Here is a 25,828-nt window from a genome sequence, read left to right as displayed (position 1 = left end):
AAGTGAGCAGTATTCTCGCTCAGCATCGAGGCTACTGCAAATGAATTTGCGGCAATTCTCATAATTTTTCGAGATAAAATATGATCTGAAACACTACCTCAGATTTTTGACGTAAAAGGTGGTATTCACCCGTTGAACTTTTAGTGAATAGTTAGTGCGGCATATTACAGTTGATTGAAATCTAACGGCCTAAATTTGCGAGTAAATTATCGAGAGACCTGAGATGACGAGAATTACTAAATGATACGTATTAAGCGCTATGGACTAAGCGCAATTGATCGAGTGTTATGGATTAGGTGGTATATTACTTGGCTTTAAGTGATAAGACGCTGAACGAGGAAAGTCATGTCGATAGCAATTGCAATTTCAAATCGCAGTGCGAAAACATTGATAAACGCGCTGAAGGAGCACCTACCAGGGGTAGAAGTAAAAAACTGGCATGAGTATCAAGCTTATAGTGACGTTGAGTTTGGCGTTTGCTGGCAACAACCAGCACAGCTTTGGAGTCATTTACCTAAGCTAAAAGTGGTATCGTCATTGGGCGCCGGTGCAGACGGACTTATTTATGATAATAATCGGCCGCAGCCCCTCAAAATTACCCGAATTGTTGATCCAAGCTTATCTGAGCAGATGGCTGACTTTGTGCTAATGAGCATTCTTAATCATCAGCGCAATATGGTAGCTTATTGGCAAGCTCAACAGGCACATGAGTGGATATTCAAGCGTCGTAAACAAGGTAACAAAGTTACCATTCTAGGGGCTGGTGAAATAGGCTTAGTGGTTGCACGTAAACTTCACCTAAACGGCTATCAGGTCAGCACTTGGAGTCAGACACCTAAATCTGCTGACTATATTGCGCAAAGCTTTGTAGGGGAAAATCAACTTGTCGACAGTGTGAAACTGGCTCATTTTGTCGTGTCGGTATTACCGGCGACTAATCAAACTAATGATATTATTGATGAGCGCGTTTTGTATGCAATGCCTAAAGATGGATATTTAATCAATGTTGGTAGAGGTAATGCAGTAGATGAACAAGCCCTTGTTAAAGCACTAGAAGGTAATGTGATTGCAGGTGCAGCGCTTGATGTATTTAGACAAGAGCCATTACCTAGTCATCATCCATTCTGGAATTTACCGCAGTTAACGGTAACCCCCCATGTTTCAGCGATTACGGATCAACAACAGGTGGTTGAGCAAATAGCTGCAAATTACCAACGTTTTGTTCAAAATAAAGCGCTTATTAATCAAGTCGATGTAAATAAAGGCTATTAATTTGAGCTGCGCAAATAAATGATTGAAATGTCGATTATATTCAGATAAGTTTTTAGGGTTATTAAGTAATAACAATAATAAACAACTTAGTAAGTAGGTTTGCGTATGAATAAACCAACCTCCAAAGGATTTAAGCTTACTACTGTTATTGCTGCTGTTTTTGTATTGGCAGTGTCGGCAGTGTTAAGTAACTCATCGGTTGCCGATGATATGGACGTCGTAATAGAACAATCAGAATGAGTGGTCGATTGTTGCATTAAAAAGCCCCATTATTTGGGGCTTTTTAATTTATCTATGTCAATAATTTGTCTAATGGAAAATGTTCAATTAGAGGCTAGGTGTAGATGCTAGGTGCTCGAACATTCAAGCGAGGCATCTACTTGTGGCTCACGCTCGCTGCGTTTTAATAAGTAAAAGGCATTAATAGCAACAATAATCACATTTGATACCATGCCTTGTGCTACATCAATATGCGTATAATAAACGCCCATCAACACACACCCAACCAAGGTTGCCAGTCTTAGCATTAATATATCTTTGATAAAAAAAGCACCGATACATAAGGCCAGCCCAATCCAGCTAAGTGCGTCAAAGAATAGTGGGTTCATTAGTGTGTGTTACTCCGTTGGTAAATGTTAATTAAAAGTAGCCGCTAAAAGTTGCTCTAGTGGCTTAATTGCGACGCGCATTATCCAGATCGTTTGGTGATAAAACAAACAAATAAAATTACCTGTGTCGGATTAGAAAAACTAATGTAATTGATGGGTGGTTCTAAATGTATTCAGCTTGTAACAAAGTGAAATTAAAGTTTTAACTCTATTTGTTTTTAATCATACTGTTTTAACTGGCTTTTATTGGTATTTTAAAAGCCAGATATAAGGGCTTATCAGCAAAGTATTTACGCCATTGAAGTGCGTACAATTGCGTTAATAAAATTAGGTTTACTTGGAAAACTCAATAAACAAGAGAAAAACTTGAAGTGGCGTCTCTGGCAGGAGTCGAACCTGCGACCCTTCGCTTAGGAGGCGAATGCTCTATCCAACTGAGCTACAGAGACAGCTCAGTTGAATTTAAACTGTTTATCAATAGTTTACAATGACTAAAACAACTCAATAGGGCAGTGATGGTATTCTGTAGTTGCTTTAGGGATCTTGTTTCACGGCGAGATCATTGATTTGAATATTGCCAAGCAAGTTTTGATTAGTGGTTTTTGCGACAGCGCTATCTTGAAATACTTCGCTTACTGTCACCATGTGGCTGCTGACATTATACCCCGTGTACATTTTCCCTTGATCGCTTGTGAAACTATTTAAATGTAGTAAAGAAAATTTATCGCCTAACTTAACGCCTTGGCGTTTGCCCACATTAACAATTACTTCATTACCTTCAACTCTGACAATTCTTGCCCTTGTTTGCTGGCACATTAGGCTTTCATCAATATCAAGTAAGGCGTCATCAAGTGTGCGGTCTAGCATACGGCCGTAGGCGCTTTGCCAAAACGATTGGCCGTTTAGGTCGATCGTTTCTCGCTTACTAAAAGTCCAAGGAGCTTTATTTTGGTAATGGCTATCCCATAATAGTTCTCCATTATCAGTACTATATATATAGAAGGTGGTATCAAAGTGACGATCGAAGTTATCTTCTTGCCAGAACTGCCATTGGTTTAGCACTTCTGCATCAAACGATACGTCGGTAACCTCTGTAAAGAGCACAAACTGTGTGTCAAAGCGTTGACCTAATTCAACTGCTAAGTATTTTATTTTTTCTTGGTCAAAACTACGGTTATAGCGACTAAAAGGGATGCTGCTTTTGTTGGCTAGTTTAATATCAATGTAGCGACTTTTCTCACCAAGCTTGTCAGCAAAGCGAGCAACGAGTTTCTTGTCTAAATTATAAATTTTGCCAATATTTGCTTGTTCACGATGAAGCAGTTGGGCTTTAGTTACTAGCATCGACTTTTTGAAGTCGGCGGCAAAGCATTGCTGCTCTTGTGGAAAGATATCTGCGCGAATCGTTACTTTAAGCATGTCTCCTTGGTAGCTTTCGTCGATTAACTCAATTGAATTCACTGTGCCACTAGCACGAATACTTAGTTCGTCTTGAGTAAGCAAACCGTTGATAACCCGCTGTGCGCTGCTCACTGAGGCGCCGGCAACAAGTAATGCTTTTTTTAATGCGTTTTCCATTGCTTCTGTTCGCGCAGTCTCGCGATCACTATTTAAGATGTATGCACTGCCTTGTGATTCATACCACTGAGCAGAGCTCACAAATGAAATTAATATTGATGTGAATAATGCTAAAATTCGCATAACAAGCAATCCAATTGATTGGTGTTCACAATATCTTGGCATTAAGGTTGCGTTTGATCTTGCGAACACTAAGTTAATAACTAGCTAACTAAGTAGCAGCATCATGAGCTAAGTAAGCGTCATAAAGTAGACGGTTGTGTTAGCCAATAGCTTACAATTAACTAAGAGTAAGCATGAACTATGCCTGTTCAACCTATCCTAGCAATAATTATTTACTGTTGGCGCGTTTCCTGCATTATTCTAAGCCAAGAAGTCAACGTTAAACTTGTAGTAATAATTGAGGTGTCTCAATGAAAAATTGGCTATTAGCAGCCTGTATTCCTTTACTGGCCTCGTGCTCAATGAATAGTGAGCAAGATTTTTACAGTGTCAGCCATCAAAAAATGGATGAGATAGATAGTTTTGATCTACCCAAGCATGCCATTAATGATGTGGTGAGAGGGCTGGCGTATCAAATGCTGGAGCATAGCTCCTTTGTTTCACCAAAAACTCCAATCGCAGTTACTTCATTTGTTAATTTGGAAGACTTAGAGTCGACCAACTGGCTGGGTAATCAACTATCAGAGAACTTCGTTCATGAATTGCAACGTCATGGCATGGTAGTGATTGATTACAAAACAACAGGGCATATCCGAGTAACAAAAGATGGCGATTACGTTTTTAGTCGCGACTGGAAAGAGTTACCTGAGCGACAAATTATTGACTATGTAGTGACCGGAACCATGATGGAGCAAGAAACGGGTATATTAGTTAACGCTCGAATGATCGGCATGCAATCTCGTGTCGTTGTCGCCAGTGCTCAATCATTTATACCAAAATGGGTGATCGGTGATGAAGTTTATCGCGATGAAAATGTGCGCTTGAAAGATGGCATGATAATTCGCACCAGTGAGAACTTGGCTGAAGAGGCCCGCGCTGTTCGAATACAGCAATAGATAGTGGCGGGGTGAGATAATGAAACTTATCAATATTGCGTTAGCGCTAGTTTTAGTTGTTACCGTTTCTGCTTGTACATCTATATATGATAAGCATGTCCAGTGGCAACCAGTGAAGCCAGAGGTCTTTCCTGTTGTCACCGCTGTTGGCTATGCGCCAATCAGTTTACAAAAGTCAGAGCATGAAACACAACGTATGCTAATGGCAATTAAAGCATCAAAACTTGCCGCTTATGCGGAATTAGCTGAACAGGTATATGGTCAACAAGTTGCCTCTAATATGACTATGGGTGACTTACTTATCGAAAATCATCAACTCAAAGCGTCAGTTCATGGTGTTATTCGGGGGGCTAAAGTGATAAAGAGTTATCCTGTGGGTGATACGTACGCAACTGAGTTAAGTATCGACTTTAAAGATGTTTATGACATATATATAGCATCTACGAGAAAACAAGAAATAAAAGACGTTACTTATTACTAGTATCGACACTTTATTATAAAAAAGCCGTATTAACCTTTATCTGTGTTAATACGGCTTTTTTACATCAAATTTTACTGGTTTACCACAAAATCAATCAATAATTGCGCGCTTTGCGCAAAATGTAAGCACTTGAACTATAATTTTAAATTAATTTCAAAAAGGTGTTGACGCCCAGCTAAAAATCTCTAAAATGCGCATCCACTTCCACGGGGCAGCCCAACGAAGTGTTTTGATAAGTTTAGTTAGCAAGTTTGCTTAGTAAACGGGTCAGATAACTTAGAAAAATGAATTAAAGATTTTTTCAAAAAGTTGTTGACATCAAAACTAGGAAGCGTAAAATGCGCATCCGCTCTCAACGAGGGAGCAACCACAAAACACGAATGCGATGTTTTGTTTGAATCGCAAGATTCAGTTCTTTAACAATTAGTTATCATGCAATTTGTGTGAGCATTCACATGATGTTGATTTTACAAATAAGCAAACTTCGGTTTGCCAAAATTAACTCAGTGAACTCATACAAAAACTACTTTTATATAAGTTTTATTTGTACAGAATTCATTGAGCCGAGACTGATGTCTCACAAACGATTTTAATTGAAGAGTTTGATCATGGCTCAGATTGAACGCTGGCGGCAGGCTTAACACATGCAAGTCGAGCGGAAACGAAGAGGAGCTTGCTCCTTTGGCGTCGAGCGGCGGACGGGTGAGTAATGCTTGGGAATATGCCTTTTGGTGGGGGACAACAGTTGGAAACGACTGCTAATACCGCATAATGTTTACGGACCAAAGCGGGGGACCTTCGGGCCTCGTGCCAAAAGATTAGCCCAAGTGAGATTAGCTAGTTGGTGGGGTAAAGGCCTACCAAGGCGACGATCTCTAGCTGGTTTGAGAGGATGATCAGCCACACTGGGACTGAGACACGGCCCAGACTCCTACGGGAGGCAGCAGTGGGGAATATTGCACAATGGGGGAAACCCTGATGCAGCCATGCCGCGTGTGTGAAGAAGGCCTTCGGGTTGTAAAGCACTTTCAGTCGTGAGGAAAGGTTAGTAGGTAATATCTGCTAGCTGTGACGTTAGCGACAGAAGAAGCACCGGCTAACTCCGTGCCAGCAGCCGCGGTAATACGGAGGGTGCGAGCGTTAATCGGAATTACTGGGCGTAAAGCGTGCGTAGGCGGTTTGATAAGCCAGATGTGAAATCCCGGGGCTTAACCTCGGAACTGCATTTGGAACTGTTTGACTAGAGTACTGTAGAGGGTGGTGGAATTTCCAGTGTAGCGGTGAAATGCGTAGAGATTGGAAGGAACATCAGTGGCGAAGGCGGCCACCTGGACAGATACTGACGCTGAGGCACGAAAGCGTGGGGAGCGAACAGGATTAGATACCCTGGTAGTCCACGCCGTAAACGATGTCAACTAGCTGTTTGTGTTCTTGAAACGTGAGTAGCGTAGCTAACGCGCTAAGTTGACCGCCTGGGGAGTACGGCCGCAAGGTTAAAACTCAAATGAATTGACGGGGGCCCGCACAAGCGGTGGAGCATGTGGTTTAATTCGATGCAACGCGAAGAACCTTACCATCCCTTGACATCCAGAGAATTTTCTAGAGATAGATTAGTGCCTTCGGGAACTCTGAGACAGGTGCTGCATGGCTGTCGTCAGCTCGTGTTGTGAAATGTTGGGTTAAGTCCCGCAACGAGCGCAACCCCTATCCTTATTTGCCAGCGAGTAATGTCGGGAACTCTAAGGAGACTGCCGGTGATAAACCGGAGGAAGGTGGGGACGACGTCAAGTCATCATGGCCCTTACGGGATGGGCTACACACGTGCTACAATGGCGTATACAGAGGGCAGCAAGACCGCGAGGTGGAGCGAATCCCAGAAAGTACGTCGTAGTCCGGATTGGAGTCTGCAACTCGACTCCATGAAGTCGGAATCGCTAGTAATCGCGAATCAGAATGTCGCGGTGAATACGTTCCCGGGCCTTGTACACACCGCCCGTCACACCATGGGAGTGGGTTGCAAAAGAAGTGGCTAGTTTAACCTTCGGGAGGACGGTCACCACTTTGTGATTCATGACTGGGGTGAAGTCGTAACAAGGTAACCCTAGGGGAACCTGGGGTTGGATCACCTCCTTATCTTGAAGTAAAACGCACCATGTTGAGTGTTCACACACATTGCATTGATAACGAAAAGTAAAGAAAACGAAGCCTTATGGGGCTATAGCTCAGCTGGGAGAGCGCCTGCCTTGCACGCAGGAGGTCAGCAGTTCGATCCTGCTTAGCTCCACCACTTCACTCTTATGTGATTTAGGTCTGTAGCTCAGCTGGTTAGAGCGCACCCCTGATAAGGGTGAGGTCGGCAGTTCAAGTCTGCCCAGACCTACCAAAGCTTCGTCAAAGAAACCAAACTTAAGGTGTTCAACTGAACAATTTACGTTTGGTTTTTTTAACCACAAATGAGCCGAATGTGCGCTGATTTGAAGTTCTTTAACAATTTGGAAAGCTGATATATATCCCGAAATAATTAGTAAATTAATTATTTCGAATGATGATTACAGTGTCGCGCTGTAAGCATCAAACCTGATAAATGATTTTTCCTTATCATTTATCAATCTAATTCAAGCATACTCCATTACTGTTCTTTTTAAGAATGGATAATGAGTACGTGAAAATGTCAGTCATACATTAGCATCAAGATTTGTCTCTTGATGACTTAAATACGAAAACTATTTGGGGTTGTATGGTTAAGTGACTAAGCGTATATGGTGGATGCCTTGGCAGTTAGAGGCGATGAAAGACGTGTTAATCTGCGATAAGCCTAGGTAAGGTGATAAAAACCGTTATAACCTAGGATTTCTGAATGGGGAAACCCACTTGCATAAGCAAGTATCATTAAGTGAATACATAGCTTAATGAGGCGAACCGGGAGAACTGAAACATCTAAGTACCCCGAGGAAAAGAAATCAACCGAGATTTCCTTAGTAGCGGCGAGCGAACGGGAATTAGCCCTTAAGCTTATGGGCGTTAGTGGAACAAGCTGGAAAGCTTGGCGATACAGGGTGATAGCCCCGTACACGAAGACAAACATAAGTGAAATCGAGTAGGTCGGCACACGTGAAATGTTGACTGAACATGGGGGGACCATCCTCCAAGGCTAAATACTCCTAACTGACCGATAGTGAACCAGTACCGTGAGGGAAAGGCGAAAAGAACCCCTGTGAGGGGAGTGAAATAGAACCTGAAACCGTATACGTACAAGCAGTGGAAGCCTTCGGGTGACTGCGTACCTTTTGTATAATGGGTCAGCGACTTATATTCTGTAGCAAGGTTAACCGATTAGGGGAGCCGTAGCGAAAGCGAGTGTTAACTGCGCGTTTAGTTGCAGGGTATAGACCCGAAACCCGGCGATCTACCCATGGGCAGGTTGAAGGTTGGGTAACACCAACTGGAGGACCGAACACACGTATGTTGAAAAATGCGGTGATGACCTGTGGGTCGGAGTGAAAGGCTAATCAAGCCGGGAGATAGCTGGTTCTCCCCGAAATCTATTTAGGTAGAGCCTCGGACGAATACCATTGGGGGTAGAGCACTGTTAAGGCTAGGGGGTCATCCCGACTTACCAACCCTTTGCAAACTCCGAATACCAATGAGTACTATCCGGGAGACACACTATGGGTGCTAACGTCCGTAGTGAAGAGGGAAACAACCCAGACCGCCAGCTAAGGTCCCAAAGTCATAGTTAAGTGGGAAACGATGTGGAAAGGCATAGACAGCTAGGAGGTTGGCTTAGAAGCAGCCATCCTTTAAAGAAAGCGTAATAGCTCACTAGTCGAGTCGGTCTGCGCGGAAGATGTAACGGGGCTAAACTATGCACCGAAGCTGCGGATTCAAAATTTATTTTGAGTGGTAGGGGAGCGTTCTGTAAGCCGTTGAAGGTGTGTTGAGAAGCATGCTGGAGGTATCAGAAGTGCGAATGCTGACATGAGTAACGATAAAGGGGGTGAAAAACCCCCTCGCCGAAAGACCAAGGTTTCCTGTCCCATGTTAATCAGGGCAGGGTAAGTCGGCCCCTAAGGCGAGACCGAGAGGTGTAGTCGATGGGAAACAGATTAATATTTCTGTACTTCTTTATATTGCGATGGAGGGACGGAGAAGGCTAAGCAAGCATGGCGTTGGTTGTCCATGTGAAAGTATGTAGGCTGAGAACTTAGGCAAATCCGGGTTCTTAAGGCTGAGATACGAGACGAGACTCTACGGAGTTGAAGTTGTTGATGCCCTGCTTCCAGGAAAAGCTTCTAAGCATAGATATAAAGGAACCGTACCCCAAACCGACACAGGTGGTTAGGTAGAGAATACTAAGGCGCTTGAGAGAACTCGGGTGAAGGAACTAGGCAAAATAGTACCGTAACTTCGGGAGAAGGTACGCCGGCTCTGGTGATGGGACTTGCTCCCTAAGCTGAGGTCGGTCGAAGTAACCAGGTGGCTGGAACTGTTTATTAAAAACACAGCACTGTGCAAAATCGAAAGATGACGTATACGGTGTGACGCCTGCCCGGTGCCGGAAGGTTAATTGATTGGGTTAGCTCTGCGAAGCTCATGATCGAAGCCCCGGTAAACGGCGGCCGTAACTATAACGGTCCTAAGGTAGCGAAATTCCTTGTCGGGTAAGTTCCGACCTGCACGAATGGCGTAATCATGGCCACACTGTCTCCACCCGAGACTCAGTGAAATTGAAATTGCGGTTAAGATGCCGTATACCCGCGGCTAGACGGAAAGACCCCGTGAACCTTTACTATAGCTTGACAGTGAACATTGCTCCTACATGTGTAGGATAGGTGGGAGGCTTTGAAACTTGCACGCCAGTGTGAGTGGAGCCAACCTTGAAATACCACCCTTGTATGCGTGATGTTCTAACCTAGGCCGATTATCTCGGTTGGGGACACTGTCTGGTGGGTAGTTTGACTGGGGCGGTCTCCTCCCAAAGCGTAACGGAGGAGCACGAAGGTTGGCTAAGTACGGTCGGACATCGTACGGTTAGTGCAATGGCATAAGCCAGCTTAACTGCGAGACAGACACGTCGAGCAGGTGCGAAAGCAGGTCATAGTGATCCGGTGGTTCTGTATGGAAGGGCCATCGCTCAACGGATAAAAGGTACTCCGGGGATAACAGGCTGATACCGCCCAAGAGTTCATATCGACGGCGGTGTTTGGCACCTCGATGTCGGCTCATCACATCCTGGGGCTGAAGTCGGTCCCAAGGGTATGGCTGTTCGCCATTTAAAGTGGTACGCGAGCTGGGTTTAGAACGTCGTGAGACAGTTCGGTCCCTATCTGCCGTGGGCGTTTGAGAATTGAAGAGGGCTGCTCCTAGTACGAGAGGACCGGAGTGGACGAACCTCTGGTGTTCCGGTTGTTTCGCCAGAAGCATTGCCGGGTAGCTACGTTCGGAACTGATAACCGCTGAAAGCATCTAAGCGGGAAGCAGGCTTTGAGATGAGTTCTCACTGGGACTTTAAGTCCCCTGAAGGGTCGTTGGAGACTACGACGTTGATAGGTCAGGTGTGTAAGGGTTGTGAGGCCTTGAGCTAACTGATACTAATTGCCCGTGAGGCTTAACCATACAACACCCAAATGGTTTTGACTGACAAAACATCACGTACATGAGTACAACTTGAATTAAAGCTATATATAGCGTCAACAAACAACTGTCATCCATGACACTTGTCGACATTAGTGCATCCATGCACGTCAAAGCTTTCCAGATTGTAATTTACTGCTAAGGCAGTAAATAAAAGTTTCGCCTAGCGACAATAGCGTTGTAGAACCACCTGACCCCATGCCGAACTCAGAAGTGAAATGCAACTGCGCCGATGGTAGTGTGGGAGGTCCCATGTGAGAGTAGGTCATCGCTAGGCATCTAATTAAGAAAAGCCCCTGTCTAATGACAGGGGCTTTTTCGTGTGTGAAATAATATCTATCACATGCTAGATATGTTACATAACAATGATGCTACCTACTCAGTACAATTCAATATTTAGCTATTGGGTAAGCAGGTGATTAGTCTTTTATATTGGTTTAGGGAGGTAGTGTGCCGCTGTTTTCTGCTCATGGAAAATTTGAAGTTAGGGTAAAGGGGAATTGCCTTTATACTCTGCTTCAGGGTACATGGAACAAAGAGGCTACTGATAACTACACTGATGAAGTTAAAAGGCTAGCAAAGGCTGTTACAGATTCTGCTTGGGTTAGAGTTGTGGATTTAGAAAAGTTTGAAGGCGGAAGTGCTGAGGTCACAGAGGGACTTACAAACTTACAGCGTTGGGCTAAAAAAAATGGCTGTATATATGTCGTCTTTATTCTTCCTAAAAGCCTAGTACAGTATATGTTGCAGTCAGCTCATGAAGCCTACCTGCCTTTTGATATAGTTCAAAGCCAGCAAGAAGCTGAGTTACTAGCGCAGCGTAAGTTAGAAGAGTACAAATTCAATTAGCACACATTGTCATAAAACCAGTGACATAGCCCCTCGGGCTTAAAGCATATTTTGTTTAGACTATTAAGCTAAATAAGAAATTCTAAATCGTGCAACAGAGGCGTCCAAAATATAGTTTGTACACTATGGTTTGTGTACTATGGATTGTGTGCATAGATAAAGCCGACTACGCTGCACTTAATTTAAAATATACTGCTTGTTTAAAGCCGAGTCTTACCAAAAGCGATAGTAAGCTCATCAAAAGTTTTAATCTGATCAATAACACTAACGACATCAGCGTGTCTTGTCTCTGCTGATGGGATGACAATGGCGGTGGTTGTTGAGTTCTCTGCAAGAAAGTTCTCAATGCGGGCTGGTAGCCGCTCGATATCAACCAACTTTCCATTAAAGTTAACGACGCCAGAATCCGAAATGCTTACAACAATTGTGGGGTTGGCGTTAGCAGGCGTTTTATTTGATTTAGGCTTAGTAACTTCTAAACCGAGTTCTTTTACAAAGGAGGTCGTTACTATAAAAAAGATTAACAAGATAAACACTATGTCCAGCATCGGCGTCATATCAACATCTGCTTCGTGTTCTTGAACGTCGCGTCTTCTTTTACTCATTGATCTATCCCTTGTTTTTCTTTGTTTTTTTACATTATTAGACTGTAGATGAAAAACAAAAGGGAGCTAATTAATTTTAAGTAACAAGGTGTGTCAAATTAGCTAGAGCAGTAAAGCTACTGCTCTATGGGTAAGATTATTCGCTGTGTGAGTATCGTTCACTTGAGATCAGGTTAAAGTCTTGTAGTGCCGAAATCGTGACTTGCATTTCCGTTTCAACCTTGTCTAGGTTTGATAAGGCTTGACAGAATTGCTCGGCTTTTTGCTCCAGTTGATTTGCGCGTGTGCCGATTTCTAATTTCAACTCTTCGCCCATATTCTCAAGCCTATCGTCAAAAGTGCTAACTCGCTGCTCGATAGTTTCTTCATCGCGGTTTGCCATTGCTTCGCCTACGGCCATTAATATGGTGCCAATCGATTCAGAAACGATTTCTTCAATTTCTTGCTCAAATTCACCAGCAAATATTTCATCAAAGTCATCGAAGTCCTGCGGGGCAATGTAATAGCTTTTATCGCTATGGTTGAACTTCTTTCTCAAACGCATTTGCATATCATCAAACTTCTCTTGAAGTTTGCGGTGTGAAGCACTGTTTTCTCCTGTTAGGCCACCAATAACTTTGTTTACCGCTTTTAAGCCCACTTCAACGCCTTCTATGGCGATAAAGACAATTTCAGGTACTTGGCTGCGTATTCCCTTGCTAAACTCACTGATTAGTGCTGTTTGTTGCGCTTCTAAAGGAATTTCTCTACCGCGCACAAACAGTTGGTTGTCATTATTGATTTGCACATACGTTTGGCCGTTATCAAGGATTCTTACGTGATTGGGTTCGATAATCACACCGTAATTGAAATTAACATTACAGTGCTCAGCCTGAGCTTGGTGGGCAAATAGCGTCGACATAAATAATGCTGAGGCAATAAGGGGACGTTTTACGTTCAAGTTATTCTTACTCTTTTACACGATAGGGTCGATGATAATTTTACGATCCTTGTAGCGCATTCTACTTGGCGGAAATTCTCGTTTGGTGCGCTCCATGCAGTCACCAACGGTAAACTCTACACTTTGAAAAAGTTTTTCGTTAGCTTCTAAGTAAACAGATGCCATAAACTCCTGTAGCTGATTTTCCAGCTTTTCCTTTTCATTAAGTATGTCACCCATTCGCTTTGCATGAAACTGATAAGTCGTAACAACTTTTTGCAGCATGGCTTTGATTTTCGGCTCTTGTGGTAATTTTTTGAGCTTTTTGCTGGCTGCTTGTAGCTCTAATGTTTTTTCATCTTCAACAGCTAAGTTTGCTTCGACTTTGGCAATTTTATCTGCGAAAGTCGCAAGTGGTTTGTCGAAATTAACTAACGTTTTGCTACCAGCAGTAGCGCCAACAATGCCTGCATGAATAGATGATGATGCGCTAATTAAGCCACCAATAAGTTTGCCATTTGCTTTATCTTCTTCACCTACCCATAGCACGCCACCAACATCAATCAAACTATGCATTAGCTGGTTTTCAATGCGGACATTACCTGTGCATTGAATGTCTGCATATTGGCAATACTTGGCAAATAAATTTCCACCAGCGCGAATTGTAGCGCTCATTCTAAAGTCTCGAATGTCGGCATCTTGACCATCAAGATCCTGTTTTTTGCCGATGATACCGCTTGCGATAGTGATATCACCGCCCGCGGTTAATTGTGCAGATTCAACAAAGCCGCCAATGGTGATATCGCCTGTTGCTGACACTCTCATACCTTCACAGACATCACCATCGATAATAACACTCCCTTGGAAATCAATATGACCAGTACCGACATCGACATTGTTTATTTTGTAAACTTCGTCAACTTCCATGCCGTTATCAATGATCTTGGGTAGGCCAACTTTGGTTGAAATAAGCACGTTTTCATTCTTAGGGCTAACGACAGTGCCCTCGCCAGAAATTAGTGAGGTGTCTTGCCCAGGCTCCGGTAACAGAGGAGTCGCTGTTACCGTGTAACCTTTGATTCCCTCCGTGAGTGGAATCTTCTTCGCTAACGGCTCACCAATCCTGACACAAATAATGTCACCGAGATCGCGCATGTCAACGCGGCCACCATCTTGTTCTTTTGGACGTAAAATACGATCTTGTGCGCTTTGCACTAAAGGCTTGATTCGTGCGTCTCTGCCATTTACGGCTTCTCTGCCATGAGCAATAGCATCTTTAACAATCGTTCCAGGTTCAGCTTTTGCCGCCATGTGAGCAACTTTAACTAGCTCTTCTTTACTAAAGCCTTTTTTGACGCCAGCAGCTTTTGCAGCATCCAAAATTGCTTTGGCAGTCAAGTGGGCGCCGCCCATGGCTGAGGTAATCTCTGCCTCAGCCAACATTTCCTCACTGTCGATTTGAATATTAATGGTTGCGTCTTTTCGAATCAGAATTTCATAACGGATTTCTCGACCCATTTGACCATCTTGCAATGGTTTTAATACTGAGTTTAGCTCGGCAATTGCATTTTTTATGTTCGCCGAGTTAACAAAAAGTGGCTTATAGTCAGAAGTGTTTATTAGCTCTTTAATGAAGGCTTCATTGATAAGTTCAGTATCTTTTACTGGAGCTAAAACCAAGTCTATATTATTTTTTTTATTAGCTACTAAACTTGCTTTAGTCATTGTTGTGCCTTTAACTACAGTCGATTAAGAAGTCGATACTAATGCTAAATGTAGTTTTCTTGGTGGATTTTAATAAAGTTTGGCGTACCTTCTTTGGTGTAATCAATCTTATACTCTTTGTTATCTAAGGCCTGAATAAACAACAGTTTTTTCTCTTCACCAAACACATCAATCGAACCGACATCAATAACTTCTTGGTAAGCTTTTTTCGCTTCAGATTTTTTGCGTGGTACAACGCCTTTATAAACACCAATGCCACGATGGCTTACAATAACGTTGTTATGGGTACCGTTAAGAATAATTAAGTCAATTTTTCTGACTTTGTGGATGATTGTATTACGTCCACTGGTTATATAATTTTTTTCTATCAAAATGCATTCCTCAATTTTCAGACCGCCAGTTTCGTTACGTAAATTTTACTTAAAATGTAAATAAAATGTTAGCAACAAAGGAAGGCAATACAACTACTATTGAATATATTAATTTTTACTATAACACGCAAATTTTATGGCACTTATATCTTGTATTATCTAGCTTTTTTGGCGCTCAGTAATGTACCTAGGTGTTTCTTCACTTGCCAACAATAAACGACGCGCTAAATCTAACCCTATGGCAGTTACATAGTGCTGAAAGTAGTAACGATTTGCTGGTATGTGTAAACATACGGTTTGAATACTTTGCGATGTGCCCCAAGCAAGCCAAACCGTGCCGACAGGTTTATCATCGCTGCCGCCACCTGGGCCTGCAATACCGGATACCGCTACCACGATATCTGCCCCCGTTTTAGCAAGTGCACCTTGTGCCATCTCTTGAACCGTTTGCTCTGAAACTGCGCCATATTGTGCTAACGTTTGCTCATTAACACCAAGCATGGCTTGCTTTTGATCATTTGCGTAACTGACAAAACTGCCATCAAAGACAGCAGAAGAGCCAGCTACTCTAGTCATTGAACTGGCCAACATGCCACCCGTGCATGATTCAGCAAAAGTAATTTTTTTACCTTGTTCGCGCAGTAGGGCTTGTAGGTGATCGCCAAATGTCAGGGGAACCTCGTCTATTTGTGCAACGATATGATCGCCCAGCAATGCTTTAAGTTGCTCATAGCATGCCGCTTTTTCCGCTTTCGCTTTTTCGCTCTTTGAGGTCAGCTTTAATTCAAGTAGTGGCATTGAAGCGCGAAACCCTAGCTCAACACTTTCCGGCCAATTGTCAATTTTTTCATCAACTAATTTCTGCAAACTTGACTCACCAATGCCAAAGACTTGATAGCGAGAAACATGGTGATGACTTTTCTCTGGTAACAGGCTTTCAATGCTTGGAGTCAGTTCTTTATCTAGCATTAGCTGCAACTCTTTTGGAACACCAGGTGTACAATAGATATCGCAGTTATTGAGCCTGAGATGAAAGCCAACGGCACTACCTAAGTGATTGGGCACAATATCGCAGCCATCTGGCAGCATAGTTTGCTTAAGGTTAGGTGCATTCAGTTTAAAATTACGGCGTTCACACCACTGAGTAATATGGGTCAATGCTTCGGGATGTTGGGTAATTTGTACATCGGCAACTTGTGCTAGCGCTTCAGCGGTCAAATCATCAACGGTAGGGCCTAATCCGCCATTAACGATGAGAACATCAGCTTTGATGCTGATAGCGTTAATTTCTTCAATCAAATCATTGATATCATCAGAAACGGCAACTTTGCGTTTTACTGCTAAGCCAATTTTGGCTAGCGATTGGGCGATCATTGCCGAGTTACTGTCAACAATGTCGCCAGACATTAACTCATTACCTGTTAGCAATAGTTGAATATTCAACATTTTATAATATTCCTTTAAACCTTTTTATCGGCGGGTCACGTCTAAGCTTTTAACAATAGCTCAGATAATAAATCTAAGGACATCAATATGGAAACCTTAAACCCTAAATTATTACTACCGTTGGTACTTTGCTCTGGCGTAGCAACGTCTGTATTTGCTGAAGAAACGAGGGTGATTGAACAGTCTTTTTCAATCGAGCAAGGAGCAGAGTTTTCGATTGAAAACATAAACGGTCGGGTTGAAGTAGGCCGGGCAAGTGGTGATCAAATTGAAGTAACAGCAACTTTGATTGCAGACTCTGAAGATGATCTTGAGCGCATTAAAGTGTTGATGGAACACCGTGATAACGAAGTGATGGTTGAAACTAAGTACCTGAAACGTGATTGGGGCAAAGGCTATAGCTCTGGCAAAGTCAATTATGAAGTTAACCTACCTGCAAATGTTACTGAAACTGAGATCGACTTGGTTAACGGTTCTTTAACTGTCAGCGATATATTAGGTCGCATAGATGCCGACTTAGTTAATGGCTCTATTGATGCCTCTGGCATTAGCGGAACAAGCAAGCTGCATTCGGTGAACGGCAGTGTTACGGCGCGTTTTGCAGATCTAGAGCAAGTGGAAAAAGTAAAAATTGATACCGTTAATGGCAGCATTAAAGTTTATTTACCGACTGACGCACAAATTAAAGTAAACGCTGAAACTATGCATGGCAGCATAAAAAGCGACTTTGGATTAAAAGTGGATAAAAATTTATTTACCGGCAAACAAATGAAGGGGGTGGTTGGCAGCGGGTCAACGAAGTTAACCTTGGATAGTGTTAACGGCAGTATTAAGGTGTTAAGTAACTAATAGACACAATCAAAATAAGCATCACGAATCTTTATTTAGCTGTTCACCTTTTGTGCTTTCGTCTACAATATCGACGGTAATCGGTTGAAGACAATAAACTGTCATTATCGATTTTAAATTGATGGCGCACCTCAATTGAGAAAGATTGAGAAAGGGCGCATAGTTGAAAGCCGAATGGACTAAATAAGGACTCGTTTTGTTGAAACTTATTTATTTTTTGCTGTTAAGTTTTAGCTTTTTTAGTTTTAGCGCGGAAGCCTCAGCGGAACCTAGCAATCAACAAAGTATAAAAAAGCTAGTTAAAGACAAGGTCTATTTGGTCGGGGTTGAGGACGTTAGTTATTACCCACTATTCGACTTTAATGGGCAAAATACCCACCAACCGAGTTTTGCCCGTGACTTGCTTACTACTTTTTTTGACTCTCACCACATAACGTTCAAGTTTGTGGCTTTGCCTGTTAAGCGCTTTGATAAGTGGTATCTAGAGCACAATATTGATTTTAAGTTTCCTGATAACTTTCGTTGGCGTAACGACCAATCGAATAGCTTAGGCATCACCTTTTCCGCGCCCGTCATAAGCTTGTCAGCTGGTACTTATGTCACTAAACAAAGTGCTGCGGCTTCACGTCGGGATATAAAGTCATTAGCGACGATTCGCGGATTTCATCCCAGCCTTTGGTTACAAGAGATCAAAAAGCAACGCCTTGCTGTGATTGAAGAGTCGACACCATTAGCGGTTGTGCGCCATGTGTTGGCAGGCAATGCGACTGCCACCAATATTGACGCGAATGTAATTAACAATGCCTTACAAAAACTAAACCGCGAGGGCGACATTGTTTTAGCTGAAGGAATTTTTCACCAGCAATATGCTTACCACTTCTCCACAATTCAACATCCTGAGATTATTCAAAAATTTGATCAGTTCTTACGCGACAACACAGAACTTGTGGCAAAATTAAAAGACAAGTACAAGATTATTGAGAATTTTTGATGAACCAATATAGCCGCGACCAGCTAGTAGGCCAATGGGTGCGAAATTGCCAAGACGAGCAAGGCAATCCATTTGTTGAGCACGCTGAGTTTTTCCCTGACGGTAGCTTTGAATTTTGTTTTATGACGATGTCTTTAAAAGGCGATATTCTAGAGCAAACGATTGAAATGGGGGATTGGGGGCTTGTTGGCGACGTTCATTTTACCATTACCAAGAACGAAGTGGTTGATGAGAACCTCTATGCGGCAGACCTAAACAACGCCGACAATTACCATGCTTATCAAGTAACACAGCTAAGCGCCGATAGCTTTTCATATCAGCACCTTATCTCAAAAGAGTCCTTTATCCTGAAACGGGTAATTGATAACATCGGCCACTGTTAACGCAACCAATACAAAATAATAGGTATAAAACGTCATGAAATCGCTAAACCAAGCCAGTTTGATCACCGCAGTTAAAACCCCTTTTGATCAGCGTGGAGATATTGATTTAGACACTTATGACAAGCTAGTTGAGCGCCAAATTAGTGCTGGTGTTGACGGTATTATTGTTGGCGGCACCACAGGTGAAGGTCATTTACTAAGCTGGGAAGAGCACCTGATGCTGATTGCGCACAGTGCCCATAAGTTTGGTGATCGTTTGCTGATCGTTGGTAATACTGGTAGCAATAATACCCGTGAAGCAATTAAAGCAACGGAAAATGGCTTTGCGACAGGTATGCACGCTGCGCTACAAATTAACCCTTACTATGGCCGCACATCAACTGTTGGCGTTGGTGTTCACTTTGAGAAAGTGCTTAATATTGGCCCTGCCTTTATTTACAACGTTCCAGGGCGAACAGGGCAAGACCTAACGCCTGAAATTATTGAACCATTGGCCCAGCACAAACACTTTATTGGCGTGAAAGAGTGCACTGGTAATGATCGTATCGCTTATTACGAGCAGCGCGGTATTGCTTGCTGGTCAGGCAATGACGATGAATGTTTCGATGGTCGCCATCAGCATAATTCACACGGGGTGATTTCTGTAACCTCAAACATAGTGCCGGAGCTAATGCGTACGCTAATGGATAAGCCAGATTCGGCGCTTAATGAGCAGTTACAGCCATTGATGAGTTGGTTGTTCTGTGAACCCAACCCAATTGCCATCAATACCGCATTAATGATGACTGGCGCAGTGCAGCCAAACTTCCGCTTACCTTATCAAGCATTAACCTCTGAGCAACGTGCACAAGGGCTGGCGTTACTAGAAGCGATAGACGCTGACAAGCGAGTCGGTGATGCACTAAACTTGTTAGCTGAGCAAGACTTTAACTACTGTTATTAGTTTTTATTTCCTAAATCCGTCGTTCAGGTTTGCAGTTACCAATCTGAACGCTTACCTTGCTTTTTTCGCTTTACTTGTCACTTTAGCTTATTAATCAGCTAATTGAGGTTATTTAGGCTTAGCTGCATATCTTTTGGTAAGTGGTAATCTCTGAGTTCCCCAGATAATGGGCAGTTAAACTTAAGCCTCAACGCACAAAGTTGAAGGTCAACACCGAAGCGTTCGTTTACTTCTTGATTACCGTGCAGGCGATCGCCAACTATCGGACAGCCGGCATAGGCGGCATGTTTGCGAATTTGGTGTTTTCTACCGGTTTCTATATCAATCAAGTAAAGTCCAATTTTACGTTCCATGTCTATTGCCAGCTGACTAAAATGGCTAATAGCATGTTTCCCATCGATGGGCTCTTCAACCGTAAATTTATATGCGTTTGTTAACTGGGTAAGTGTGACAATCGCTTGATATTGCTTGGTTAGTTGGCGTTTCTCAAATAATTGAGTCAATGCTTGCGCAGCTTTTTTACTGTGAGCGATAACAATTAAACCACTAGTAGCTCTATCGAGTCGGTGCACTAAATAGCACTGACGATCACCCGATAAATTCAGTTGAGCCCAGCGGGTAATGGTACAGTGATCGCTCCATTTTGAACCTTGCGAAAGCATACCGCTAGGCTTGTACCATACACTGTAACTTTCTTGGTCATCTATCAATGTTGCGTTAGGTGGCTCTTGTGAAAGTACTGTGCGATTGTAGTAAAAGTGCAGTGTTTCACCATGATTTATCAGCTTTTTAACTCGTCTTAATCGCTGAACGCTTTTACCTTTTTCTAACCACAGCGCGCCTTTGCTGATGGCTGATTTTAATTCCGAGCTCGAAAGCTGAGTTGCCTTGTTGAGAATAGCGATGGCTGTGGCTGCATCGCCTTGATGTTGCAGATGAAATTCGAGTTGAGACACAGAAAATTAATGTTCTAGCATTTAAATATAGAATTAATGCCCAATAATAACATGTAAGCCTTAGCGCATAACAGCAGCAAGTCGACGCCGCTATTGCTCGTGCCGTAACCCGACTCAGTATGAACAAGCAGCGGTGTGTTTTTAACAGCAGTACAGGAATAAATAAATGAACAGAGATTTAACGCTTTTCCCTGAAGACGATATTGGTAATGCTCTTTGGGAGTTAAAGGCGCAAGGTGCCGATTTAGCTGTTGAGCATGAAGTTGAATTTTCAGTTATTTTCCCAAGCCAAGAACAGGCGCTAAAATTTGGTCATATGCTGTTAGAAAATGGACAAAAACTATCGTTTAGCCCATATCAAGCCAATGCAGAGTTACCATGGGAGATAACGGCTTACCCATTTATGCCATTGAGTTATGAAAATGTTGTGGCTTATCAAGCCTTGTTGCAAGAACATTGCCCTGCATTTGGTGGGCAATTCGACGGCTGGTATTGTCAGGTAGCAGAGTAAGTGACGGCGCTTTGAATTGGTGGCGGCTTTTACAATTGATCATTGAGTAAAGTGATGTAGTTATGGATTTATCCGCGCTTGAAGCGCTGCAAAAAAATAGTAAACGATCGTATAACGATCAAAAAGCGATCATTAAAAAAGTGTTGGCGGGTCGAGCTGTGAGCTGCAAAGTTTGTCGCCAGCCGTTAATGTTCAATATGGCTAACCAAAATCAGCCTGCAAAAGTGTGTTGTACCAAAGGTTGTACTGATATTGAACTAGACATTAGCTAGCCGCAAGAGTGCAATTAAACGTTACCCAGCTAATATCACCAAGTTTGAGTAGCTTAACAGTCAATAGTTTAACAGAGTCTATAAAGACGAGTGTTTTGTGAATTACTTAGCCCATTTATTTCTCTCGCCAGATATACCTGCCGTGCGGGTTGGCAATTTGATGGGGGACTTTGTTAAAGGTAATCATTTGGAGTATTTGCCTGCTCAAACTCGCCAAGGGGTTTATCTGCACAGGGCAATAGACAAGTTTACTGATAGCCACCCGACAGTCGCCGCATTAAAAACCTTATTATCGCCTCAGCGTAAACGCTTTGCTGGCATTGTTAATGACATTGTTTTTGATCATTTGCTCGCAAAGTATTGGCACCAATACTGTAAAGTGCCACTTAGTGAGTTTGCCGAGCTAAGGTATCAAGAGCTGAGTAGCTATAAAGCCCATATGCCTGAAAAAATGGCGGCGATGGTGGCTCGGATGATTGATGGAAACTGGCTTGTTGAGTACCAATCGCCACAGTCTATAGCGGGCGCTATCAATGGGGTAAGTCGTCGTATTCGGTTTGATAATAAACTAGCCGGAGCTGCGGAAGAGGTTATGCCCGTTTTAGGTGAATATGAGCAGGCATTTTTTAGCTTTTTTCCAGAACTACAGGTATTTGTTCAGGAGTACATTGACGGTAAGCGCTTAAAATAGGCGGCAAACCAAGGGCTTTGGTTTACCGACCTTAACTCGAGCGTTTTTGCTCTAAGCTCTTTGTCTTGAGCTTTTTGCCTTATGCGCTGCAATTTTTCGCTATAAAAAGGTCGCGATATCGTCTAACGACTTTTTCACTGTTGCGTGATGTGGGATGGTTGCATCGTCCGCTGGGTAGCCAGCAATTAACAACATGTACGCACGGTCATTATCGGTACGTTGGCAAATCTTATTCAAGAACGACATCGGCTTTGGCGTATGCGTTAACGTCGCTAAACCTGCGTTATGAAGCGCGTTAATCAAAAAGCCAGTAGCAATACCAACAGACTCATGCACATAGTAGTTAGTATTCTCTTCACCTTTGGTGATACCACCTTTTTTCTCACTAAAAATAGCGATTAACCAAGGAGCGATCTCTAGGTAAGGTTTTTGATCGTCGGTTCCTAATGGTTTTAATGCTTCCAACCATTCGTCACCCGCACGGCCACTGTAAAAACCGCGCTCATGGTTTTCCGCTTGTTCACGCACTTGACGCTTAATTTCTGGATCAGAAATTGCCACAAACTGCCAAGGTTGGTGGTTAGCTCCGCTAGGTGCTGTGCCTGCGGCTTTGATACAGTTTTCAATAACTTCTCGTGCTACCGGACGGTCGCTAAATTTACGAATACTATGGCGACGTTTAATGTTGTCATAAAAGTCCGCAGAGCGGCTTAACATTTCTTCTGCGGGATATTCGATAAAGTCGGTTAGGGGAGAGCAATCGTGTTCTTTCATGTGTATTTCAATAACTAAATTTGTAAAAAGTATTAAGCGAATGGCTTGATTTTACAAGACCTAGCATAGCTTGATTGGCTTTCAATTATGTTTTTGTTTGTTTAAAGAATGATTAAGTTGCCAGTTTATTGGCTGATTTGCGTTATTCTTGGCTAAGATACGTTTGCAAAATATTCTGATAGTCGGGCGTCGATTTTAATTTCGCCAGTGCAGAATTAAACCGTTCAACAAGCGCAGGGTAGCGGCCATTTTTAGCAAAAGCCAAATGCAGAGGAGCTTCATATAAATGGGGTTCAAGCACTTTAATGCGATGCTCACGCTCACCGCCAAGTTTATTGATATAGTAAGGCAAGATGTTGGCATCCATTAGTGCCAGTGGCGCTTGTCCGCCAAGTAGCATTTCGACTTGTTGCTCCTCATTGGCAAGCGCTAATGTTTCTAAATTCGCATTGGTATAGGCTTCGCCATAATAGTAACCAATGATTCCTGCGACTTTGTAGTTGGCAAGTGTGGTTAAATCGCCACTGAAACTGATATCAAATGCGCTAGATGAAACTAAATTCATGCGCTCCATCACAATACTTTCTGGCACGAAATTTAAATACTTAGCACGTTCTTGATTAAAACTAACGGGGAAAATAGCATCGATATCGCCGTTTTCTGCCAGTGAAAACATCCGCAACCAAGGTACAGGTACATAGTTTATCTCAACATCTTCACCCACTAGTTTGGCGGCGGCTTCAATAATATCCGGCACTAGCCCTTTTATTTCGCCATTTTCTAGCCAATGGTAAGGAGGGTAAGCTTGCATTGGATTAGCGATATTAATGGTCACTGGTTCTAGCTTTAATGCGTTGGCAGGCAAGGCGAGCAGAAAACTAACGCAAAGTGCACATTGTTGTAGCACAGAAAGAGAACTATTTTTTATCGCTGCCTTGATTGACACAGACTGAGAATACCCGTTATTGAGCTGGCGTTATTGATTAATCTAGCACGAAGTTTTGCGCAACTAAACCCGTTGCAAGTGATGAAAGCGGTTTCAGGAGGTCGCTGAAAAGCTATATTTGGCAATCACTTAATATATTGATTACGCGTTTAAAACAAAGACTGGTCTACTAATTTGTTAGTAATGAATGGACTCTACACAACATAAAAGTAAACCAAGTCTAAGGGAACTATAACTTCCCTACACACGAAACCATTCGTGATAAGAGGTAATGCTTAACGGCCAGTAAACAAAAGCTAGTCTAGTGAGCTAGTCAAGCGAGGTGAATAGGAAAAAAATGGCTGGCTATATTAAAACCTTGGTATAAAAAAAGCAGTACGCAGGAAAACGCTGAAAACCGAAGTGTAAATTGTATCTGCTGACACTAATTTCACTTCCATTTTCTTTTTCCTTAGCTTTGAGGCTTCCTTGGTTAGTGTTTGCTTAGAATGCGATCAAGGTGGTCGGCAAATGCCTTTTTATCTTGTTGGCTAAGCGCTGGTGGCCCACCGGTATTTACACCACTGGCGCGCATGGTGTCCATAAAGTCGCGAACATTTAGGCGAGCTTTAATATTTGCGCTGGTAAACAGTTCACCGCGCGGGCTAAGCGCTTGCCCACCTTTTTCAATCACTTCGGCGGCAAGCGGAATATCGCTAGTTATCACTAAGTCGCCTTGTTGAAGGCGTTGCACGATTTCATCGTCGGCTACGTCGAACCCAGACGAAACTTGCAGCATTCGTACAAACTTCGAATTAGGTGTGCGCATGCTATGGTTTGCGACTAGTGTGGTCATTAATTGTTTGCGCTCTGCAGCGCGAAAAATTATTTCTTTGATGGCGACAGGGCAGGCGTCAGCATCAACCCAAATATTCATGATTTTTCCTTATTTTCCTTATTCTATTCAATTTTGGTGCTACTTGTTTTAATTGAATGTAAGTCGAACTTAAAAAGAGTGCATTGAGCCAGTGGTTATATAATCCGTCAATGCTACATTGGTGACTTGGTTAGTGTGTAAATGTAGGCTGGAACTTGTTCACCACTGGCAAGCCGCACTTGGGCTACAACGCGTTGATAGCCGTCACCTTCAAATTCATCTAATCGTTGCCAATGAGCAGTTAGATCTTCAGAGGTAAAAAGCTGCCCTTGCACTTGTTCGGCCTGATTTGCACTACTTGGCTGCTCTTGAGTCAGCACTATTCCCGGGTAGCCCATGGCTGCGCCCCAGCCTTCGGCATAAAGAGTTCCCGATACGGTGGCTGCTTGCCAGTCACCTTTTAGGTCTTCAAGAATATGTTCATTCGGTTTTCCAGGCGCTAATGTGCCATAAACAAATAGGCGATGTTCGCTAGTAACAGGGCTAGTGGGCTCTTGAATGTTGTTCATAACGTGTGCTCGGTATTCATTTTGTCGTAACTAATCGACTAGAGGTGTCTTATTTAGCGCAAAGTTTAGCGCAAAGCTTTGGAATAAAGTCCTAGCATAAAGCGTTAGAGTTGATAATTAAATTGATAAAAGTGTTCACCGTCTTTTTGTTCGATAATACACTCACCAGAAATTCCTGCGAATTCACCCTCGCCAGAGCCTGGCATTACCGTGATGGAAAGTTGCTGACCTTGAGCTGACATCACACCAGAATGAAGTAAGGTGAAGCTTCCTTTTTTGCCGGCGAGGGACGCTTGCACTTCTTCAATCGCATAATAAACTGCATTACCGTTCTCGGTACGCTTGCTAATCATTTGACCAACACCTGTACCTTGTATATCACCGCTGTAAACTTTGTTGATTAACATTCTTCCGGCGGGCGTTTTCTTATCTTGCTGAGGATCGAGTTTTACTGTAAAGCTGCCTGTTGCTGTCATTCTGTTTTCCTTTTGTATGTTATTGTTGTTATTTACGTTATCAAAGCCTTGAGCATGCACTAAGT

At 42.8% G+C, this 25,828-nt stretch carries 24 protein-coding genes, 3 tRNA genes and 3 rRNA genes; 16 read left to right on the top strand and 14 right to left on the bottom strand.

The window, feature by feature from the left end:
* Positions 1 to 345 precede the first annotated feature (345 nt).
* Positions 346 to 1,272 (top strand): 2-hydroxyacid dehydrogenase, encoded by a 927-nt coding sequence (locus tag DXX92_RS14280; RefSeq protein ID WP_116001048.1) that lies wholly within the window; start codon positions 346 to 348, stop codon positions 1,270 to 1,272.
* 347 nt (positions 1,273 to 1,619) lie between these two features.
* Here DXX92_RS14280 and DXX92_RS14275 read toward each other — a convergent pair whose 3' ends face one another.
* The 3 genes from DXX92_RS14275 to DXX92_RS14265 form a co-directional block, all read right to left on the bottom strand.
* Entirely contained in the window at positions 1,620 to 1,880 is a 261-nt protein-coding gene (locus DXX92_RS14275) for a hypothetical protein (protein WP_116001047.1), read from the bottom strand.
* 372 nt (positions 1,881 to 2,252) lie between these two features.
* Positions 2,253 to 2,329, bottom strand: a tRNA-Arg gene (locus tag DXX92_RS14270).
* A gap of 85 nt (positions 2,330 to 2,414) precedes the next feature.
* A complete protein-coding gene (locus DXX92_RS14265; protein WP_116002452.1) occupies positions 2,415 to 3,581 on the bottom strand; it encodes a flagella assembly protein FlgT in 1,167 nt (388 codons plus the stop codon).
* 290 nt (positions 3,582 to 3,871) lie between these two features.
* Between DXX92_RS14265 and DXX92_RS14260 the strand changes: the two genes are divergently transcribed.
* The 8 genes from DXX92_RS14260 to DXX92_RS14225 all read left to right on the top strand — a co-directional run bounded on the left by DXX92_RS14260 (position 3,872) and on the right by DXX92_RS14225 (position 11,480).
* Positions 3,872 to 4,516 carry a FlgO family outer membrane protein gene (locus tag DXX92_RS14260; RefSeq protein WP_116001046.1) on the top strand — a complete coding sequence of 215 codons (645 nt, stop codon included), beginning with the start codon at positions 3,872 to 3,874 and terminating at the stop codon, positions 4,514 to 4,516.
* 19 nt (positions 4,517 to 4,535) lie between these two features.
* The gene (locus tag DXX92_RS14255; RefSeq protein ID WP_116001045.1) at positions 4,536 to 4,997 is read left to right on the top strand and encodes an LPP20 family lipoprotein; all 462 of its coding nucleotides are present in this window, start codon (positions 4,536 to 4,538) and stop codon (positions 4,995 to 4,997) included.
* A gap of 590 nt (positions 4,998 to 5,587) precedes the next feature.
* Positions 5,588 to 7,130: ribosomal RNA gene (locus DXX92_RS14250) — 16S ribosomal RNA — on the top strand.
* Between the two features lie 78 nt (positions 7,131 to 7,208).
* Positions 7,209 to 7,284: transfer RNA gene (locus DXX92_RS14245), tRNA-Ala, on the top strand.
* A 19-nt stretch (positions 7,285 to 7,303) separates the two neighbouring features.
* Positions 7,304 to 7,380: transfer RNA gene (locus DXX92_RS14240), tRNA-Ile, on the top strand.
* Between the two features lie 356 nt (positions 7,381 to 7,736).
* A 23S ribosomal RNA gene (locus DXX92_RS14235) occupies positions 7,737 to 10,613 on the top strand.
* Between the two features lie 180 nt (positions 10,614 to 10,793).
* Positions 10,794 to 10,908 (top strand): 5S ribosomal RNA (gene rrf / locus DXX92_RS14230).
* The 16S, 23S and 5S rRNA genes sit together here with 2 tRNA genes alongside, the layout of an rRNA operon.
* A 173-nt stretch (positions 10,909 to 11,081) precedes the next feature.
* Complete coding sequence (locus DXX92_RS14225) at positions 11,082 to 11,480, top strand: hypothetical protein (RefSeq protein WP_116001044.1); 399 nt, start codon at positions 11,082 to 11,084, stop codon at positions 11,478 to 11,480.
* A gap of 200 nt (positions 11,481 to 11,680) precedes the next feature.
* On the opposite strand, the gene DXX92_RS14220 is transcribed toward DXX92_RS14225, so the two are convergent.
* The 5 genes from DXX92_RS14220 to DXX92_RS14200 all read right to left on the bottom strand — a co-directional run bounded on the left by DXX92_RS14220 (position 11,681) and on the right by DXX92_RS14200 (position 16,546).
* Positions 11,681 to 12,085: an ExbD/TolR family protein gene (locus tag DXX92_RS14220; protein ID WP_116001043.1), complete on the bottom strand. Its 405-nt coding sequence runs from the start codon at positions 12,083 to 12,085 to the stop codon at positions 11,681 to 11,683.
* Positions 12,086 to 12,221: 136 nt separating this feature from the next.
* The gene (locus tag DXX92_RS14215) at positions 12,222 to 13,025 is read right to left on the bottom strand and encodes a YggN family protein (RefSeq protein WP_245961488.1); all 804 of its coding nucleotides are present in this window, start codon (positions 13,023 to 13,025) and stop codon (positions 12,222 to 12,224) included.
* A 15-nt stretch (positions 13,026 to 13,040) separates the two neighbouring features.
* Positions 13,041 to 14,729 (bottom strand): DUF342 domain-containing protein, encoded by a 1,689-nt coding sequence (locus tag DXX92_RS14210; protein WP_116001041.1) that lies wholly within the window; start codon positions 14,727 to 14,729, stop codon positions 13,041 to 13,043.
* Positions 14,730 to 14,773: 44 nt separating this feature from the next.
* On the bottom strand, positions 14,774 to 15,100 hold the full coding sequence (locus tag DXX92_RS14205; RefSeq protein ID WP_116001040.1) for a hypothetical protein: 327 nt from the start codon (positions 15,098 to 15,100) through the stop codon (positions 14,774 to 14,776).
* 159 nt (positions 15,101 to 15,259) lie between these two features.
* On the bottom strand, positions 15,260 to 16,546 hold the full coding sequence (locus DXX92_RS14200; RefSeq protein WP_116001039.1) for a CinA family nicotinamide mononucleotide deamidase-related protein: 1,287 nt from the start codon (positions 16,544 to 16,546) through the stop codon (positions 15,260 to 15,262).
* A gap of 87 nt (positions 16,547 to 16,633) precedes the next feature.
* Here DXX92_RS14200 and DXX92_RS14195 point away from each other — a divergent pair, with 87 nt between their 5' ends.
* From DXX92_RS14195 to dapA, 4 genes are all read left to right on the top strand, one after another.
* On the top strand, positions 16,634 to 17,395 hold the full coding sequence (locus DXX92_RS14195) for a DUF4097 family beta strand repeat-containing protein (protein WP_116001038.1): 762 nt from the start codon (positions 16,634 to 16,636) through the stop codon (positions 17,393 to 17,395).
* A 196-nt stretch (positions 17,396 to 17,591) separates the two neighbouring features.
* Complete coding sequence (locus DXX92_RS14190; protein WP_116001037.1) at positions 17,592 to 18,386, top strand: hypothetical protein; 795 nt, start codon at positions 17,592 to 17,594, stop codon at positions 18,384 to 18,386.
* Entirely contained in the window at positions 18,386 to 18,769 is a 384-nt protein-coding gene (locus DXX92_RS14185) for a hypothetical protein (RefSeq protein WP_116001036.1), read from the top strand. The genes DXX92_RS14190 and DXX92_RS14185 overlap by 1 nt, the downstream gene beginning before the upstream one ends.
* A gap of 34 nt (positions 18,770 to 18,803) precedes the next feature.
* The gene (gene dapA / locus DXX92_RS14180; protein ID WP_116001035.1) at positions 18,804 to 19,712 is read left to right on the top strand and encodes a 4-hydroxy-tetrahydrodipicolinate synthase; all 909 of its coding nucleotides are present in this window, start codon (positions 18,804 to 18,806) and stop codon (positions 19,710 to 19,712) included.
* Positions 19,713 to 19,810: 98 nt separating this feature from the next.
* Here dapA and DXX92_RS14175 read toward each other — a convergent pair whose 3' ends face one another.
* Positions 19,811 to 20,668, bottom strand: coding sequence for an RluA family pseudouridine synthase (locus DXX92_RS14175; protein ID WP_116001034.1), 858 nt, complete (start codon positions 20,666 to 20,668; stop codon positions 19,811 to 19,813).
* A gap of 166 nt (positions 20,669 to 20,834) precedes the next feature.
* Between DXX92_RS14175 and DXX92_RS14170 the strand changes: the two genes are divergently transcribed.
* From DXX92_RS14170 to DXX92_RS14160, 3 genes are all read left to right on the top strand, one after another.
* On the top strand, positions 20,835 to 21,179 hold the full coding sequence (locus tag DXX92_RS14170) for a ribonuclease E inhibitor RraB (protein ID WP_116001033.1): 345 nt from the start codon (positions 20,835 to 20,837) through the stop codon (positions 21,177 to 21,179).
* 62 nt (positions 21,180 to 21,241) lie between these two features.
* Positions 21,242 to 21,451: a hypothetical protein gene (locus DXX92_RS14165; protein ID WP_116001032.1), complete on the top strand. Its 210-nt coding sequence runs from the start codon at positions 21,242 to 21,244 to the stop codon at positions 21,449 to 21,451.
* A 97-nt stretch (positions 21,452 to 21,548) separates the two neighbouring features.
* Positions 21,549 to 22,142 (top strand): ACP phosphodiesterase, encoded by a 594-nt coding sequence (locus DXX92_RS14160; protein WP_147301968.1) that lies wholly within the window; start codon positions 21,549 to 21,551, stop codon positions 22,140 to 22,142.
* Between the two features lie 99 nt (positions 22,143 to 22,241).
* Here DXX92_RS14160 and DXX92_RS14155 read toward each other — a convergent pair whose 3' ends face one another.
* From DXX92_RS14155 to DXX92_RS14135, 5 genes are all read right to left on the bottom strand, one after another.
* Positions 22,242 to 22,916 carry a nitroreductase family protein gene (locus tag DXX92_RS14155; RefSeq protein ID WP_116001030.1) on the bottom strand — a complete coding sequence of 225 codons (675 nt, stop codon included), beginning with the start codon at positions 22,914 to 22,916 and terminating at the stop codon, positions 22,242 to 22,244.
* A 142-nt stretch (positions 22,917 to 23,058) separates the two neighbouring features.
* Entirely contained in the window at positions 23,059 to 23,751 is a 693-nt protein-coding gene (locus DXX92_RS14150; protein WP_116001029.1) for a substrate-binding periplasmic protein, read from the bottom strand.
* Positions 23,752 to 24,334: 583 nt separating this feature from the next.
* On the bottom strand, positions 24,335 to 24,778 hold the full coding sequence (locus DXX92_RS14145; protein WP_116001028.1) for a YaiI/YqxD family protein: 444 nt from the start codon (positions 24,776 to 24,778) through the stop codon (positions 24,335 to 24,337).
* Positions 24,779 to 24,891: 113 nt separating this feature from the next.
* Entirely contained in the window at positions 24,892 to 25,287 is a 396-nt protein-coding gene (locus DXX92_RS14140; protein WP_116001027.1) for a gamma-glutamylcyclotransferase family protein, read from the bottom strand.
* Positions 25,288 to 25,391: 104 nt separating this feature from the next.
* Positions 25,392 to 25,763: a DUF3224 domain-containing protein gene (locus DXX92_RS14135; RefSeq protein ID WP_116002451.1), complete on the bottom strand. Its 372-nt coding sequence runs from the start codon at positions 25,761 to 25,763 to the stop codon at positions 25,392 to 25,394.
* Between the last annotated feature and the right edge of the window lie 65 nt (positions 25,764 to 25,828).

This window comes from Thalassotalea euphylliae (assembly GCF_003390395.1).
Lineage (GTDB): Bacteria > Pseudomonadota > Gammaproteobacteria > Enterobacterales > Alteromonadaceae > Thalassotalea_F > Thalassotalea_F euphylliae_C.
This window is presented reverse-complemented; position numbering and strand designations above follow the sequence as displayed.

Bases quoted from the DNA above. Each gene is read 5' to 3' on its own strand.
- DXX92_RS14200 (WP_116001039.1), bottom strand. From the start codon at position 16,546: ATGTTGAATATTCAACTATTGCTAACAGGTAATGAGTTAATGTCTGGC.
- DXX92_RS14185 (WP_116001036.1), top strand. From the start codon at position 18,386: ATGAACCAATATAGCCGCGACCAGCTAGTAGGCCAATGGGTGCGAAAT.
- DXX92_RS14145 (WP_116001028.1), bottom strand. From the start codon at position 24,778: ATGAATATTTGGGTTGATGCTGACGCCTGCCCTGTCGCCATCAAAGAA.
- DXX92_RS14155 (WP_116001030.1), bottom strand. From the start codon at position 22,916: ATGAAAGAACACGATTGCTCTCCCCTAACCGACTTTATCGAATATCCC.
- DXX92_RS14260 (WP_116001046.1), top strand. From the start codon at position 3,872: ATGAAAAATTGGCTATTAGCAGCCTGTATTCCTTTACTGGCCTCGTGC.
- DXX92_RS14210 (WP_116001041.1), bottom strand. From the start codon at position 14,729: ATGACTAAAGCAAGTTTAGTAGCTAATAAAAAAAATAATATAGACTTG.
- DXX92_RS14265 (WP_116002452.1), bottom strand. From the start codon at position 3,581: ATGCGAATTTTAGCATTATTCACATCAATATTAATTTCATTTGTGAGC.
- DXX92_RS14195 (WP_116001038.1), top strand. From the start codon at position 16,634: ATGGAAACCTTAAACCCTAAATTATTACTACCGTTGGTACTTTGCTCT.
- DXX92_RS14255 (WP_116001045.1), top strand. From the start codon at position 4,536: ATGAAACTTATCAATATTGCGTTAGCGCTAGTTTTAGTTGTTACCGTT.
- DXX92_RS14170 (WP_116001033.1), top strand. From the start codon at position 20,835: ATGAACAGAGATTTAACGCTTTTCCCTGAAGACGATATTGGTAATGCT.
- DXX92_RS14135 (WP_116002451.1), bottom strand. From the start codon at position 25,763: ATGACAGCAACAGGCAGCTTTACAGTAAAACTCGATCCTCAGCAAGAT.
- DXX92_RS14140 (WP_116001027.1), bottom strand. From the start codon at position 25,287: ATGAACAACATTCAAGAGCCCACTAGCCCTGTTACTAGCGAACATCGC.
- DXX92_RS14280 (WP_116001048.1), top strand. From the start codon at position 346: ATGTCGATAGCAATTGCAATTTCAAATCGCAGTGCGAAAACATTGATA.
- DXX92_RS14275 (WP_116001047.1), bottom strand. From the start codon at position 1,880: ATGAACCCACTATTCTTTGACGCACTTAGCTGGATTGGGCTGGCCTTA.
- dapA (WP_116001035.1), top strand. From the start codon at position 18,804: ATGAAATCGCTAAACCAAGCCAGTTTGATCACCGCAGTTAAAACCCCT.
- DXX92_RS14165 (WP_116001032.1), top strand. From the start codon at position 21,242: ATGGATTTATCCGCGCTTGAAGCGCTGCAAAAAAATAGTAAACGATCG.
- DXX92_RS14220 (WP_116001043.1), bottom strand. From the start codon at position 12,085: ATGAGTAAAAGAAGACGCGACGTTCAAGAACACGAAGCAGATGTTGAT.